At 53.6% G+C, this 14741-nt stretch carries 13 protein-coding genes; 10 read left to right on the top strand and 3 right to left on the bottom strand.

Features of this window, described 5'->3' with window-relative positions; genetic code table 11:
• The first annotated feature begins 14 nt into the window (after positions 1-14).
• On the top strand, positions 15-995 hold the full coding sequence (locus B0D95_RS15400) for a GGDEF domain-containing protein (protein ID WP_210403635.1): 981 nt from the start codon (positions 15-17) through the stop codon (positions 993-995).
• A 69-nt stretch (positions 996-1064) separates the two neighbouring features.
• Here the strand turns inward: B0D95_RS15400 and B0D95_RS15405 are convergent, their stop codons facing one another.
• A complete protein-coding gene (locus B0D95_RS15405) occupies positions 1065-3146 on the bottom strand; it encodes an alpha-L-arabinofuranosidase (protein WP_078044729.1) in 2082 nt (693 codons plus the stop codon).
• 475 nt (positions 3147-3621) lie between these two features.
• Here B0D95_RS15405 and rpmB point away from each other — a divergent pair, with 475 nt between their 5' ends.
• From rpmB to mutM, 4 genes are all read left to right on the top strand, one after another.
• The gene (gene rpmB / locus B0D95_RS15410; RefSeq protein WP_007639320.1) at positions 3622-3858 is read left to right on the top strand and encodes a 50S ribosomal protein L28; all 237 of its coding nucleotides are present in this window, start codon (positions 3622-3624) and stop codon (positions 3856-3858) included.
• A 15-nt stretch (positions 3859-3873) separates the two neighbouring features.
• Positions 3874-4029 carry a 50S ribosomal protein L33 gene (gene rpmG, locus B0D95_RS15415; RefSeq protein ID WP_012489089.1) on the top strand — a complete coding sequence of 52 codons (156 nt, stop codon included), beginning with the start codon at positions 3874-3876 and terminating at the stop codon, positions 4027-4029.
• Between the two features lie 222 nt (positions 4030-4251).
• The gene (locus B0D95_RS15425; protein ID WP_078044731.1) at positions 4252-6225 is read left to right on the top strand and encodes a cation:proton antiporter; all 1974 of its coding nucleotides are present in this window, start codon (positions 4252-4254) and stop codon (positions 6223-6225) included.
• Positions 6226-6305: 80 nt separating this feature from the next.
• Positions 6306-7118 carry a bifunctional DNA-formamidopyrimidine glycosylase/DNA-(apurinic or apyrimidinic site) lyase gene (gene mutM / locus B0D95_RS15430; RefSeq protein ID WP_078044732.1) on the top strand — a complete coding sequence of 271 codons (813 nt, stop codon included), beginning with the start codon at positions 6306-6308 and terminating at the stop codon, positions 7116-7118.
• 10 nt (positions 7119-7128) lie between these two features.
• On the opposite strand, the gene coaD is transcribed toward mutM, so the two are convergent.
• Entirely contained in the window at positions 7129-7608 is a 480-nt protein-coding gene (gene coaD / locus B0D95_RS15435; RefSeq protein WP_078044733.1) for a pantetheine-phosphate adenylyltransferase, read from the bottom strand.
• Between the two features lie 197 nt (positions 7609-7805).
• Between coaD and B0D95_RS15440 the strand changes: the two genes are divergently transcribed.
• Positions 7806-10124, top strand: coding sequence for a carbohydrate-binding protein (locus tag B0D95_RS15440; RefSeq protein WP_078044734.1), 2319 nt, complete (start codon positions 7806-7808; stop codon positions 10122-10124).
• Here the strand turns inward: B0D95_RS15440 and rsmD are convergent, their stop codons facing one another.
• Entirely contained in the window at positions 10125-10817 is a 693-nt protein-coding gene (gene rsmD / locus B0D95_RS15445) for a 16S rRNA (guanine(966)-N(2))-methyltransferase RsmD (RefSeq protein WP_078044735.1), read from the bottom strand.
• 52 nt (positions 10818-10869) lie between these two features.
• Between rsmD and ftsY the strand changes: the two genes are divergently transcribed.
• From ftsY to rpoH, 4 genes are all read left to right on the top strand, one after another.
• Positions 10870-11982, top strand: a complete 1113-nt coding sequence (gene ftsY / locus B0D95_RS15450; RefSeq protein WP_078044736.1) for a signal recognition particle-docking protein FtsY — start codon at positions 10870-10872, stop codon at positions 11980-11982.
• 22 nt (positions 11983-12004) lie between these two features.
• A complete protein-coding gene (gene ftsE, locus B0D95_RS15455; RefSeq protein ID WP_078044737.1) occupies positions 12005-12673 on the top strand; it encodes a cell division ATP-binding protein FtsE in 669 nt (222 codons plus the stop codon).
• Positions 12670-13737, top strand: coding sequence for a permease-like cell division protein FtsX (ftsX, locus tag B0D95_RS15460; RefSeq protein WP_078044738.1), 1068 nt, complete (start codon positions 12670-12672; stop codon positions 13735-13737). Before ftsE ends, ftsX begins: the two co-directional genes overlap by 4 nt.
• A gap of 119 nt (positions 13738-13856) precedes the next feature.
• The gene (rpoH, locus tag B0D95_RS15465) at positions 13857-14717 is read left to right on the top strand and encodes an RNA polymerase sigma factor RpoH (RefSeq protein ID WP_078044739.1); all 861 of its coding nucleotides are present in this window, start codon (positions 13857-13859) and stop codon (positions 14715-14717) included.
• The last annotated feature ends 24 nt before the right edge of the window (positions 14718-14741 follow it).

Consider the following 14741-nt stretch of genomic DNA (forward strand, 5'->3'; position numbering starts at 1 on the left):
GTCAGGTTACGCAAATGCCTGGCATTTATACCATGGCCGACTGCTTAGAGAGCCTTACTCCACCGCAACTGTACTGGATGACTGCTGTGACCGACCATTTGGATATACTTTTGGACATGCTGTCAGCCTTGCCCGATCCTGTTTTTGTCCTGACGGAATCCGGGCGTTATGCGGCATTAATTGGCGGCCAGGATCGTCAGCATTATCACGATGGTGCGCATCTGGTTGATTTCAGTCTTTACGATGTCCTGCCAAAAGCCAAGGCCGACTGGTTTTTGGAGCAAATCAAGATCACGCTGGTGCAGAACCAACTGCGTATCGTTGAATATGGTCTGGCGGGTACCGATGTAAACGGTTTGGATACTCAACAAGGGCCAGAGGGCGAGATCTGGTTTGAGGGGCGAATCCAACCATTGTCGGCACCGATCAAGAATGAGCGCGCGGTGGTATGGGTCGCCTGTAATATCACTCGTCGTCACCAGCTTGAAGCAAAACTGCAACTGCTGAGCGAGACTGATGAGCTCACTGGCGCCTACAATCGTCGTAAGCTGCTGGATGCTCTGACCTTGTCACTCATGCACTTCCGGGAACGGCAAACCCCTACCGCCGTTGTGCTCATGGATATCGATTATTTTAAAAGCATTAATGATCGCTTTGGGCATGTCGCCGGGGATGAGGTATTGCGCGGTATCGCTCATCATGCGATGGCGCATTTGCGCGAAGGTGATCTGTTTGCCCGTTTTGGCGGAGAAGAATTCGCGCTGTTACTGCCGAATACCTCTTTAATAGCAGCCGAATTGATTACCGAACGTTTACGCTTGTCTATCGCTGCCGGTGATTTTTTGTCGGGAGCTAACCTGACAGTGACTGTCAGTATGGGATTGAGCCTTATTCAGCCACAGGATCAATCCATAGAATCCATCCTGCATCGCGCCGATGATGCGCTTTATAAAGCCAAACGTAACGGACGCAACTGTTTTATATCGGCGTCTTAGATCTGCTCCCAAAGCTGATACCCACTGCATCACCTGCCCAGCGGCTGGCAGGTGATGCGGCGATGGAAATTAAGCCTGTTCGAAGTGATAGATTTCTACGCTGATAGGCGCCACAGCCAGTGAGCCGGAGGTGGTGTTAAACGCGGATTCCTTAATCCCAATCTGGGACGCTTGCCCCAAGAGGTTAGTGGCATCCGGTTTCGGCCCGGTAAACTTCCAGCAGGTGCCCACATTTTTGGGCTTAAATCCATCCAACGACAGGCTAAAGCTGTGTGGTAATTCAGTCCCATTCACCACCGCAACCGTCAGTAGCTTCCCATCTTCACTGAGCGCAGCAGACACATCCAGCGGGTAAACATCGCCACCGGTATTAACGCTCGGTTGATCACCGCCAATGGGATATTTCGGTTTTGGTGTAGGCGAATTACCGGTGACTTCAACCGGAATAGTGCCAAAATGCTGTTGATAAAGCTGGAACATAAGGCCTTTGAGGCTTAGCTGCGATTGGGTGCGGTTAACGTTAAGCCAACCAGTCGCCATGGTGAAACCGGCCATGTCGATGAAATCGGTGTGACGGAAAAATTCATGGAAGGCCGCGCCAATCGCCAAGGCACCTTTCAAGTTATCCTCAAAACCGAATGCCCATTCATCGAAATAAACCTTCACTTGACCGTCATTGAGTTTGGGGAAGTGCTTTTTGTACTGTTCCCAGGCATCTGCCATGGTACGAATGCGGTCGGGCATTTGGTGAACCCATTCATTCAGCGTGAGGTCAACGTCGTAAAGCTTGCCGGTTTTAAGGTCAAAGCGTTTGTTTGCCGGTGGATACGCGTGAGTTCCCAATGCATCAAACTTGCCCCAGCTGTCTTTAAACATGCCGTAGGCCCAGTCGCGCTCGGAGCCCACTTTCACTTCTGGTTGGCCTTCGATGAAAATACCTTGGCCGGTGGTCATCTCATCGACAAAACCACCGGGTGCAACGATGTAAATGCTCGGGTCAACCTTGCGCATCGCATCAACAAACATATTGTGCTTCACGGTGTAATGATCGCGCGACATGTGGCCGCGTTGCCAGTGACCGTACATTTCATTGCCCACCGCCCAGTACTTAACGCCATAAGGTTTCTTGCGACCATTGGCGGCGCGTTTGGCGCCCCACTCGGTATCGGCGCTGCCGTTCACATATTCCAGCAGCTGTGCGCCGGAGCGTGGATCGCCAAAGCCGGTGTTAACACACCAGAAGGGTTCGCACTCGATTAATTCACAGAACTGGATCAGCTCATCAACGCCCACGTCGTTAGGTTGCACCGCGCTCCATACTGGATCGAGAATTGGCGGGCGCTTGTCGGGATCGCCAATGGAGTCTTCCCAGTCGTGTGCTGAAATAAAGTTGCCGCCGGGCATGCGCAGAATCTGGCAGTTCATTTCTTTCATGAGTGCCAGGGTATCGGCGCGGAAACCCTTGATGTTATCGCCCGGCATCAAGGACACAGCACCTACGGAGAACATACCTTTACCGGTGGCGACAATTTCAAAACGCGCGTCGGTGGTATCCACATTCGGGTTGAGGGTGAAATGGTGGGTCTTCCACTTTTTGGTCGTCGATATTTTGTGCGCAACTGATTGGCCTTCGCCCCAGCTCAATCTCAGGGTTACTTTGGCTCCGTCTCCGCGCAATACGATGCGGCCTTTATAAGGAACACCGGACTTGATCGCCAGTTTATGCTGCACCATGCCGCGCTCTTGCGACGCATCCAGCGCCACCACCGGACTGTGCTCACCGACATAGGCATTTTGGGTATCTAAACGGATGGCAGAAATAGGACCCACCGCCAACCACTTCTGCATCATTGCCATTCTTGCGCGACGATCGGTGGGCTCTGGCTCAGGCTTTTCCAGAACGCCGAAATAGAACTTACGGTCGTCCAGCGTTTCGCTCCACAAGCTGTGGTTGATCAGGTTGCCAATGTGTTCGATAAATCCGCCGTAGATCTTCGGCAAAATGGGCGGGCGGGTATGTTGGGTATAGATGGTGGATCTAAGGCCGGAGTTAGCTGCAAAGGCTGGGGATAACCAAGCCGCTGTGGCAAGGGTCGCCGATCCTGCTAATAGTCTGCGCCGACTTACACTTAAATTATTATTGTCTGTCATTTAACAACTCCAAATGTTAGGTGATTTATCGTGGAATTGGTCGTGTTTGATTTTTTAGTATTACAATATTATTAGTGTTAGGCGCCGTATTATTAGCAGTAAAGCTTACAAACTGTGGGGTTATTGATTGTTCTTAACAAAAATGGGGCAAACTTTGTACATTTACTTTGAATGGGTACTGCTTTTTTAAATTCGTAGTTTTTTTGGTTAAAAAAACAGCTTTTCGTTGCTATTGGAGGGTTGTTTTGGTATAAAACGCGGCTCTTTGCGGCAGGGTTGTGAAGGCGTATAAAAGAGCGCCATTTCCGCGCAAATTTCCCCCTATGAAATTTGCTGCTCCAACTCCAGTTTAAGGCCGCGTTTAGGAAAGAATAGGCTGCTTACAACAATGCTCTAGGCTGGTTGTTAGTCTGTTTTACGGTTCTAGCACAGCGCTTCCAGCTTAGCGCGCTGATTTATTTAATGAGGCAATAAAATGTCCAAGGTATGTCAAGTTACTGGTAAACGTCCCATTACCGGCAACAATGTTTCACACGCAAAAAACCACACCAAGCGTCGTTTTTTGCCAAACCTGCAATCTCACCGTTTTTGGGTAGAAGCTGAGAAGCGTTTTGTAACTCTGCGCCTGACTCCAAAAGGTATGCGTATCATCGACAAGCGTGGCATTGACGCTGTGTTGGCTGATGTTCGTGCCAACGGCCACAAAGTGTAATTAGGAGCATTTGTCATGCGCGAAAAAATTCGTCTGAACTCTTCTGCTGGTACTGGTCACTTCTACACCACTGACAAGAACAAGCGCACCATGCCAGAAAAGATGGAAATCAAAAAGTACGATCCAGTTGTGCGCAAGCACGTGGTCTACAAAGAAGGCAAAATCAAGTAAGTTGATGCCTTCGCTAAAAAAACCCGGTCTTTGTACCGGGTTTTTTTATGCCTGCGTATTGGGCGATGCCGATTCTGCGCTATATCAAGGGCGATTTGGTCGTGCTGGGCTATTATCGGGTGTAGGTTTGATTCCCGTTCGCGCCACTCTGCAGGGTATTTTCATGGTTATGCATCACGTTGGAACTAGAATGGTTAAGCACTGGCTACAAGGAGGCTAGCGATGGAATTACTCGCGCAAATTTTGCTGTTGCTGGGGATTGCTGTCGTGGTTGTGGTGGTGTTCCAGCGTCTGCGCATTCCATCCAGCTTGGGCTATTTGTTGGTGGGGCTGATTTTAGGGCCCTATACCGCCGGCCCGGTGATTGATCTTCCGCAGATCAAAGTGCTGGCAGAGTTCGGCATAGTGTTTCTGTTGTTTACCATCGGGCTTAATTTTTCGCTGCCGCAGCTCCACGCACTGCGCCATCAAGTACTTGGTTTGGGTACCGGGCAGGTGGTGTTTACGACACTGCTGGTAGGCCTGTTAGCCTGGTTTTTCAGTTTTGAGCCCGCCGTGGCATTTGTGATCGGTGCGGTGTTCGCCCAATCGTCCACCACGATTATCGGCAAGCAATTGGCGGAACAAGGTGAAGAGAATAGCCGCCATGGTCGATTGGGCTTGGCTATGTCGGTATTTCAGGATGTCACCGCCGTGCCGTTTGTGGTGGTTATTCCGGTATTGGGCGCGGCGGCGGGGGCAGAAGTCTTGTTTGATACTCTGGGGTGGGCCATGGCCAAGGCGGTGCTCGCCTTTACCCTGGTGTTTGTGGTGGGGCGCTGGGTGCTGCGCCCGGTTTTCCATGTGGTGGCGGAGCAGCGCTCTGCCGAGGTATTTACCCTGACAGTGCTGTTGGTGGCGTTGTTAGCGGCCTGGACGACCAATAGTCTCGGGTTGTCCCTGGCGTTTGGCGCCTTTCTGGCGGGCATGATGCTCGGTGAAACCGAGTTTCGCCATCAGGTGGAGTCCACTATCCGTCCCTTCCGCGATGTGCTGTTGGGGCTGTTTTTTGTCGGTATTGGCATGTTGGTTGACCCTACCGCTTTACCCGCAATCTGGCATTGGGCGCTGCTGGGTACAGTGGTATTGATTGTCAGTAAAACCCTGTTGGTTTATGTGATGGTGAAGCGCAGCGGCATAGACTCCCTCACCGCCTGGCGCACCGGGTTGTTGTTGTCTGTGGGCGGTGAGTTCGGCTTGGCGCTGTTGGCCATAGCCCTCAGCGCCGGGGTGATCGATAACCAGTTGAGCCAGACCATTCTCACCGCCGTGCTGTTTGCGATGATCGCCGGCCCCTTTGTTATTCGTTACAACCACACCATTGCTCGCCTGCTGACAGGCGGCCACCCTGCGTCGGTGGTGGTGGAAACGCCGGCGTTGAGTATGGAAACCTCGGCCGGGTTAAAGGATCACGTCATCATTTGCGGTTATGGTCGTATTGGGCAGAGCGTGGGGCGTTTTCTCGAAGAGGAAAAAATCCCCTTTATTGCGTTGGATTTGGACCCGTTGCGGGTGCGCGAAGCCCATACCGCCGGTGAGCCGGTTTACTACGGCGATGCTACACAACGCGATATTCTTGATGCCCTGGGGCTGGAGCGTGCCCGTTTGGTGGTGATCAGCCACGATGATGTTGGCGCCGCGCTGAAGATGCTCAACTACTTGCACGCCTTGCGGCCCACGTTGCCGGTGATGGTGCGCACCCGCGACGAAAGTCAGGTGGAGGAGTTGCAGGCTGCCGGTGCGTTGGAGGTCGTGCCCGAGACGCTGGAAGCCGGCTTGATGATTGCCTCCCAGGCGCTGTTGTTGCTGGACGTGCCTATGTCGCGTGTGGCGCGGCGTATTCGCTTGCAGCGCAGCGGTCGCTACAGGTTGATGCGCGAATTTTTCCGCGGTGATGAGCTGAGCGAAAAACCGGAAGAGCGCGATGCCAAGCGGTTGCGCTCTATCGTTATTCCCGATGGCAGCCCGGTCATCGGTCAGCGTCTGGACGCGTTGAATTTGTCGGAGCTGACAGTGACGGCGCTGGTGCGTCAGGGCACGCGGCAATCCTCGCCCGAACCTGACACTGTGTTGGCGGCCGGGGATGTACTGGTGATTTACGGTGCGTTGGATCGCCTGCAACAGGCAGAAAAGCTGGAGCTGCGGGCGCTGGAGTAGCTTGTATTTTTTGCGCGTAAATACCCGCAGGGCGATGGCACTGGCATAATCGCCAGCGTTTATCTCTCACTGGATTGTTTATGCCGGAACTTCCCGAAGTTGAAACTACCCTGCGCGGTATCAGCCCCCATGTTGTTGGTCATAAGGCGACCGAACTAATCGTACGCCAGCCTCGCCTGCGCTGGCCCATTCCCGATGACTTGGCGCAACAGGTTGCCGGCCATCGCTTGCGCGGCGCCCGCCGTCGCGGCAAATACTTGCTGCTTGATTTTGGTCATGGTCATGTGCTGATTCACCTGGGCATGTCAGGCAGCTTGCGCATCGTCAAGGCCGCTGAGCCACCGCTGTTTCACGATCATGTCGACCTGGTGTTTGGCAAGCAGGCGTTGCGCTATGGTGATCCGCGTCGCTTTGGTTGCTGGCTGTGGGTGGAGGGCGACCCGGACACTCACAAGTTGTTGGCAGATTTAGGCCCGGAGCCACTCACCGAAACCTTTACCGCAGACTACCTCTACGAGCGCAGCCGCAAACGCAGCCAATCGGTGAAGCAGTTCATCATGGACAGTAAGGTCGTGGTGGGGGTGGGGAACATCTACGCCAATGAATCGCTGTTTATGGCGGGCATCAAGCCGATCCGCAAAGCCAGTGCGCTCACGCGCAAAGAGTGCGAGCAGCTGGTGCGTGACATCAAATTTGTATTGCAGCGTTCAATTGATCAGGGTGGAACGACCTTGCGCGATTTTGTCGGGGGTGACGGCAAACCCGGCTACTTCAAGCAGCAATTACTGGTCTACGGGCGCGGCAATCAACCCTGTATGACCTGTAAAAAGCCGCTGAAAGAAGTGCGCATGAACGATCGCACCACGGTGTATTGCGTGGCGTGCCAGAAGTAGGGCGACGGGGTTATCGCCCAAATTTTTGCTTGAGGGCGGCCTCTACGGGCGCGGCGACAAACTTGCTGACATCGCCGCCTAAAATGGCGATTTCACGCACGATAGACGAGGAAATATAGGAAAGGTGTTCGGCTGGCGTCAGGAAAATGCTCTCCATGGTCGGCGCCAGCGCACGATTCATGTTTGCCAACTGAAACTCGTATTCAAAATCCGACACGGCGCGCAGCCCGCGCAATACCGCTTGGGCATTTTGCTGCCGCACAAACTCCACCAGCAAAATATCAAACCCAACCACGGTGACATTGGTCAAGTGTCTGAGGGTTTGCTGCGCCAGCGCGACACGCTGATCCAGGCTGAATAGCGGATTTTTGCGATTGCTGGCCGCTACCGCCACGATTACCCGATCAAACAGGCGACAGGCGCGCTCCACCAAATCGATATGACCATTGGTGATGGGATCGAACGTGCCCGGGTAGACCACTGTGCGCATAGGGATAATTCCAGATAGGAGGCCGGTTGGCGGGGCCGGCATGGTACAAAATTCGTAATGAACTGACCAGCAAACTGTAAATCACTAATTTGTCTATAACGGCTTCACAAACCTGAGCTAGCCTCTACTAGACTGAACAGAGGTTTCGGTTCCGACGGACGAACTGAAGTATAGACAAGGGTTTTTGGAGGTGTGAGATGGCTGGCAATATCAAGGCGACGCGGCTAGGGGATATCCTGTTAGAGAAAGGGCTGCTGCGCGAAGACCAACTGCAACTGGCCATTGCGGAACAAAAACGCCGTCGCGCCACGTTGGACCCCAGCGATAAACGCATGATGGACGCCACCTCGATTGGTGAAATCCTGATTGAAATGGGCTACATCACCCGCCAGCAATTGAAGCGCGGCCTGAATTGGCAGATGTACCTGCGCAAAATGACACTGGTAATGAGTCTGGTGGCACCGCTGATGAGTGCGGCCGGGGGCGCCGTCGCCCAGACCACCACACCCACTACCAATTCAACCAATAGCAGCAATACAACCACCACATCGCTCATGATTCAGGCCGAGGATTTTTCGGCCATGAAAGGAATTAAGGTAGAGGCGACGACAGATGAGGGCGGTGGCTCTAACGTGGGTGCTATAGACGCGGGTGATTGGCTGGCTTATGCGAATCAAGAGATCAATATCGCCGCCGCGACCACATTCAAGGTGACTTATAGGGTTTCCAGTCTTTACGGCGGCGGCAGTTTTTCCCTCCATGAGTTAGACACGGGTGTCGAATATGATCGGGTAGATGTGCCCAAAACCGGTAATTTTCAAAAGTGGGTTGATGTAGAGCGCACAGTGACCTTGCCCGCTGGCCGACACACTCTGGGGCTGACCGCCTTGGTAAAGGGCTTCAATATCAATTGGTTCAAGCTGGAACCCATAGTCAGCAACCCTCCTCAAAGTGCCACAGTGAGCAGCGCCAGTTCATCGCAACCGAGCAGTGTGGTCGTCTCGAGTTCGTCGCAACCCGGCAGTACGCCTGTTGTGGTATCCAGTTCCTCACAGCCCAGTAGTACGGCTGTTTCGAGCGTGCCAGCGAGCAGTACGCCAGCGGTGACCAGCTCCTCCAAGGCTAGCAGTGTCGCCGTGTCCAGCTCTTCGCAGCCGAGCAGTGTGGCGCTATCCAGTTCATCACCAGCCAGTAGTGCACCGGTGTCCAGTGCTTCAAGCAGCTTGGCGGCGACCGGTAATACGCCAACCCTGTCGTTGCGTATAGAGGCGGAGCATTACTCGGCAATGGGAGGCGTCAAAGTAGAAACCACCAAGGATGAAGGTGGCGGTTCTAATGTAGGGTCTATCGATGCAAGTGACTGGTTGGCCTATCGCAACCATGAAATCTATGCGCCTACCGCCAGTAACTACAAGGTGAGCTATCGCGTATCCAGCCTGTACGGGGGCGGTAGTTTCTATCTGTATGATCTGGATACCGGCCTTCAGTTTGCTCAGGTGGATGTGCCCAAAACGGGCAATTTCCAAAAATGGGTCACCGTAGAACAAACCATTACCTTGCCCGCCGGTAGCCATAAATTGGGGATTACCGCCATTACTAAAGGCTTTAACCTCAACTGGATTCAGTTGGATTACAAAGGTGTTGCCCTGCCGGTCAAGATCCAGGCTGAGGACTATGCCGCGATGAAGGGCATTAAGGTAGAGGCTACAAAAGATGTGGATGGCGGCTCCAACGTAGGCTCCATTGATGCAGGCGACTGGATGTCCTATGAGAATACCGTGATTGATATTCCCACAACCGGCAATTACAAAATTACCTACCGTACCTCCAGCCTCTATGGTGGTGGCAGTTTTGCTTTTCATGAGGCGGATGGCAGCAAACAATACGATGTGGTTGAGGTGCCCAAAACCGGGAATTTCCAAAAATGGGCAGATGTGGAACGCATAGTCACCCTTGAAGCGGGCCCGCATATCTTTGGTATGACGGCACTAGCCAAAGGTTACAACATCAACTGGTTCAAGATTGAAGAGGCGCCCGCCGGATCAGCACCCAGCAATGCTACTGCGTCCTCCTCATCCAGTACCGCGGTCGTTGCCTCCAGTTCGTCCAGCTCTTCCGCCGCCACAACGGTACCGCCGCAAACCACCAGCAGTGCACCGGTGGTTTCCAGTGCATCCTCCAGCTCCGCCGCTGCGGTCACCAGCTCGGCGGCATCATCGGTGGCCAGTTCCGCTGGGAACAATAGCTCGCCGTCGGCTGGATCTATTTACTTGCGCTGGAATATTCCCAATTTGCGCGAAGATGGAACCTCGATGGATATTGGTGAGCTGGGTGGATATGAGGTGCGTTATCGTCTGGCAACCGAGTCTGAATATACCTATGTGAGCATTGAGGATGCTTGGCGCAACGAATACTACATTCCCTGGCTGGAAGAGGGGAACTATGTGTTTGAGGTGGCTGCATTCGACAAAAATGGGCTTTACAGCATCTTTATTCCCATCCAGCCAGTAAAGTAATTATTGCGCTTCGCGATAAAACAACCGGTAGTGCACGCTGCCGCTTGTCTTGTCGCGATGCAGGCGCCAGTTTGCCGGCGGCAAATAGTGGTCGTTGAGGCCAGATTCGATGTAGATCGCTGCACCTTCGCGCAATAATTGCCGCTGTTCTAACTGATCGATCACCACTTGCCAGAGGTTTAACTGAAAAGGTGGGTCGATAAATACCACATCAAACATGGCATTCGGCAGTTCAGTTGCTGAACGCTGTAAATAGCCCAAGGCATCCATCTGTAGTACCTTGCCGCCATCAGCCTTGAGCAAGTCGAGGTTGCTTTTAAGCTGTGCGGCGGCGCGACTGTCGCGCTCAATCAGCAGGCTGCTAGCCGCCCCGCGCGACAGCGCCTCCAACCCCAGCGCGCCGGAGCCAGCAAACAAATCCAGGCAATTGGCGCCATGAATATCGGGCGCTATCCAATTGAACAGGGTTTCGCGAATGCGGTCACCGGTGGGGCGCAGGCCATCAACATCGGGAAAACTGAGTTTTCGCCCACGCCACTGGCCGCCAATAATACGCAGTTGGTTGCTGCCTTTCGGCTTGTGGCCACCTGTAGTGGAAGAGGTCGATTTTGAGACGGCTTTGGACAAGGCTTTTTCTCTGTGAAGGGTTAAGAAGTGGTAGGATAGCGCCTTTGCTGGCGGTGCAGAATCCATATCTGCTGCTACGCGCCACCTGTCCATCCTGTTAACACCCCAGATCACACTTATGTTTTTTAATCTGTTTAAAAAATCCGACAAGCCTGATGCTAATACCGATGCCAAATCGGATGATACCCAGGTACTGGCAACCGAAACGCCAGAAGCTCCCGCAATGCCCGCCGTTGAAGTAACACCTGCGCCAGAGACAGGGGCGGAGTTGCCAGTTGTGGCTCCTGAGGCTCCCGCAAAAGTGGGCTTTTTCGCGCGTATCAAGCAAGGCCTAAGCCGCACCAGTAGCCATTTTGCCGAAGGCTTGGGCAATTTGTTCCTCGGCCGTAAAACCATCGATGATGAACTGTTTGAGGAACTGGAAACCCAGTTGTTGGTTGCGGATGTGGGGATGGATGCCACCACCGAGATAATCGATAGCCTCACCGCCCGGGTCGCGCGCAAACAACTCAACAATGTGGATGCTCTCTACGTTGCCCTGCGCGAGCAGCTCACCGAGCTGTTGCGCCCGGTGGAGAAACCATTGGTGGTTGATTCCCGTCACAGCCCCTATGTGATTCTGGTGGTTGGGGTAAACGGGGTGGGTAAAACCACAACCATCGGCAAACTTGCCAAACGCCTGCAAAACGAGGGCAAAAAAGTCATGTTGGCGGCGGGCGATACCTTCCGTGCGGCGGCGGTCGAGCAGTTACAGGTCTGGGGCGAACGCAACAATGTCCCGGTGATTGCACAGCATACCGGTGCCGATTCTGCATCGGTAATTTTCGATGCCCTGCAAGCCGCCAAAGCACGTGGCATCGATGTCATCATCGCCGATACCGCCGGTCGTCTGCACAATAAAAACCATTTGATGGATGAGTTGTCCAAGGTCAAGCGTGTGATGGCCAAGGTCGATGGTTCAGCGCCCCATGAAGTGCTTTTGGTGCTTGATGCTGGCACCGGCCAGAACGCGGTCAACCAAACGGAAACCTTCCGCGACGCGGCGGGTGTTACCGGTCTGGTGCTCACCAAGCTCGATGGCACCGCCAAGGGCGGTGTGATTTTTGCGCTGAGCAAAAAGTTCGGCCTGCCAGTGCGTTTTATTGGCGTGGGTGAAGCGATAGATGACCTGCAACCCTTTGCCGCCGAGCCGTTTATCAAGGCATTATTTAATCAAACCGATGCCACTTAATTACCACTAAACAGGGTTCGTTGTGATTCGATTTGAAACTGTAAGCAAGCGCTACGACACAGGCTATGAAGCCTTGGCGCGCGTCGATTTTGAAGTGCAGGCAGGGGAAATGGTCTTTCTGACCGGCCACTCGGGGGCGGGTAAAAGCACCCTGATGAAAATGATCATGCTTATGGAACAGCCATCGCTCGGGCAGGTATTTGTGGATGGCTACCATCTGGAAACCATGCCCAAAAGCCAGATTCCCTATTTCCGTCGCAATATCGGTGTCGTTTTCCAAAACCACCAACTGCTGTTTGATCGCACCGTTTACGACAATGTCGCCCTGCCGCTGCAGGTTGCCGGTTATCCCCACCAGGAAATTGGCAAACGGGTGCGTGCGGCGCTCGACAAGGTGGATCTGTTGGATAAAGAACGCAGTAATCCAGTCGTGCTCTCCGGCGGTGAGCAGCAGCGTGTGGGCATCGCCCGCGCGGTAGTGAATAAACCCAGCCTGTTATTGGCAGATGAACCGACCGGTAACCTCGACCCTGAGTTAGCCAACGAAATCATGACCCTCTTCCGTCAATTCAACGAAGTGGGCACCACGGTGATGATCGCCACCCACGATGTGGAATTGTTGAAGCGCATGAACAAGCGTGTGTTGGGTCTGGTGCAGGGCAAATTGGTCCATGACGGGGTGCTCTGGTGAAATCAAATCGTCCCCAAAAACCGGAGCGCCGCAATCGTATGGGCGCCAGCCAAATGTCGCGCGCGGAACGCCAGCAGCGCAGCCCGAGGGTAGAACAGCCCGTGCGTGCACAAGGGGCTGTACAAAGCCAAATGTCCTGGCGCGACAAGTTCGATGCCTGGAGTGCGCACCACAGCAACTCCGCCATTGAAAGCCTGTTGCGTATGTTGGAAACGCCATTGCAAAGTGCGATGACCTGGCTGGTGATCGCCATTGCCATCGCGCTGCCTGCTGCGCTGTTTATTGTCTTCAGCAATTTGCAGCACATTGGCCAGGCCTGGCAGGACTCCAGTCAGGTATCCGTTTTCTTAAAGAAGGATGTCAACGCAACCCAGGCGCAGGATTTACGCGGTCGCTTGGCGCAGCGCCCGGATGTGTTGCAAGCCAGCTATATCTCGCCAGAGCAAGCGCTCGCGGAGTTCAAACAAGGGTCAGGTTTGGGGGAGCTCGCCAGTCATCTGGATGAAAACCCGCTGCCCGGGGTTATCCTGATCACGCCAAAAATGGTCGATAACACACCCGCCGCTCTGGCGGAGTTACAGCAGCTATTGGTTGCCAACCCGCTGGTTGCCGATGTCCGTTTGGACATGCTATGGGTGAAGCGTTTGCATCAATTTATTGCGCTGGCGGAACGTTTTGTCACTGCCCTCGCAGGATTGCTGGCACTGGGGGTGCTACTGGTGATTGGCAATACCATTCGCATGGCGATTGAAAACCGGCGCGATGAAATTCTGGTAGTAAAACTGGTTGGTGGCACAGATGCCTATGTCCGTCGCCCATTCCTGTACACCGGCCTGTGGTTTGGCGTGGGCGGCGGCATAGTGGCCTCGCTCTTGCTGGCCGTGGGGTTTTGGTGGTTAGCGGCGCCAGTCGCGCAGTTGGCTGATCTGTATCAAAGCAGCTTTCGTTTACAAGGCTTAGGTTTTATAGAGAGTTTGCAGTTGATCCTGCTGGCAGGTGTAACGGGTTTGATTGGGGCCTGGATTGCGGTGGCGCGCCACCTTTACCAGATCCAGCCGCGCTAAATCAGCCGCTGAAATACACGCCACAACAGGGTGCAATATTCGCGTAAAGTGAACTTTTCCGGTGCTGGCACAACTAAATAGCCGGTGGTACACTCGAGCCACAGTTATTGGAGGTATACATGAGCGCAAGTACAAGTCTGCAACCTATCGGCATCCTCGCCCCTGGTGCAAACCTGAACGCCTATGTTCAAGCGGTCAGTGCTTTTTCCATCCTCACCGTTGAGGAGGAGCAAGAGCTGGCGCGCGATTTACACCAGAATGGTAACCTCGATGCCGCCCGTAAACTGGTAATGGCCCATCTGCGTTTTGTTGTGCACATTGCCCGTTCCTACAATGGCTATGGTTTGCCATTGGGCGATTTGGTGCAAGAAGGCAACGTCGGCCTGATGAAAGCGGTCAAGCGTTTCGACCCGGACAAGGGCGTGCGTTTGGTGTCTTTTGCTGTGCACTGGATCAAAGCTGAAATCCACGAATTTATCCTGCGCAACTGGCGCATCGTTAAAATCGCCACTACCAAAGCCCAGCGCAAATTATTCTTTAATCTGCGCGGTGCGAAAAAGCGCTTGGCTTGGTTGAGTAATGACGAAGCCCATGCGGTTGCAGCAGATCTGGGTGTTGATGTTAAGCAAGTTCGCGAAATGGAAGGCCGTTTGGCTTCTTATGATGCGGGCTTTGATGCAGGTGAAGACGATGATGACGAGTCTTACGTAGCACCGGCTCACTATTTGGAAGATAACCGCTACGATCCAGCGGCGCGCCTGGAGGAATCCAACTGGGAGGAATCCAACGTCAATAGCTTGGAAAAGGCTATGGATCAATTGGATGATCGCAGCCGGATGATTCTGCAGCGTCGCTGGTTGAACGACGACAAAGCAACCTTGCATGATCTGGCGGCCGAATATGGCGTTTCTGCTGAGCGTATTCGCCAGTTGGAAAAGAATGCCATGAACAAGGTCAAAACCATGATGTTGGAAGCTTGATCTAACACCATGGTTTCGCTGAAA

This window comes from Cellvibrio sp. PSBB023, assembly GCF_002007605.1.
Classification (GTDB): domain Bacteria; phylum Pseudomonadota; class Gammaproteobacteria; order Pseudomonadales; family Cellvibrionaceae; genus Cellvibrio.

Coding starts and splice junctions, on each gene's coding strand:
- B0D95_RS15400 (WP_210403635.1), top strand. CDS start 15: ATGCCTGGCATTTATACCATGGCCGACTGCTTAGAGAGCCTTACTCCA.
- B0D95_RS15405 (WP_078044729.1), bottom strand. CDS start 3,146: ATGACAGACAATAATAATTTAAGTGTAAGTCGGCGCAGACTATTAGCA.
- rpmB (WP_007639320.1), top strand. CDS start 3,622: ATGTCCAAGGTATGTCAAGTTACTGGTAAACGTCCCATTACCGGCAAC.
- rpmG (WP_012489089.1), top strand. CDS start 3,874: ATGCGCGAAAAAATTCGTCTGAACTCTTCTGCTGGTACTGGTCACTTC.
- B0D95_RS15425 (WP_078044731.1), top strand. CDS start 4,252: ATGGAATTACTCGCGCAAATTTTGCTGTTGCTGGGGATTGCTGTCGTG.
- mutM (WP_078044732.1), top strand. CDS start 6,306: ATGCCGGAACTTCCCGAAGTTGAAACTACCCTGCGCGGTATCAGCCCC.
- coaD (WP_078044733.1), bottom strand. CDS start 7,608: ATGCGCACAGTGGTCTACCCGGGCACGTTCGATCCCATCACCAATGGT.
- B0D95_RS15440 (WP_078044734.1), top strand. CDS start 7,806: ATGGCTGGCAATATCAAGGCGACGCGGCTAGGGGATATCCTGTTAGAG.
- rsmD (WP_078044735.1), bottom strand. CDS start 10,817: ATGGATTCTGCACCGCCAGCAAAGGCGCTATCCTACCACTTCTTAACC.
- ftsY (WP_078044736.1), top strand. CDS start 10,870: ATGTTTTTTAATCTGTTTAAAAAATCCGACAAGCCTGATGCTAATACC.
- rpoH (WP_078044739.1), top strand. CDS start 13,857: ATGAGCGCAAGTACAAGTCTGCAACCTATCGGCATCCTCGCCCCTGGT.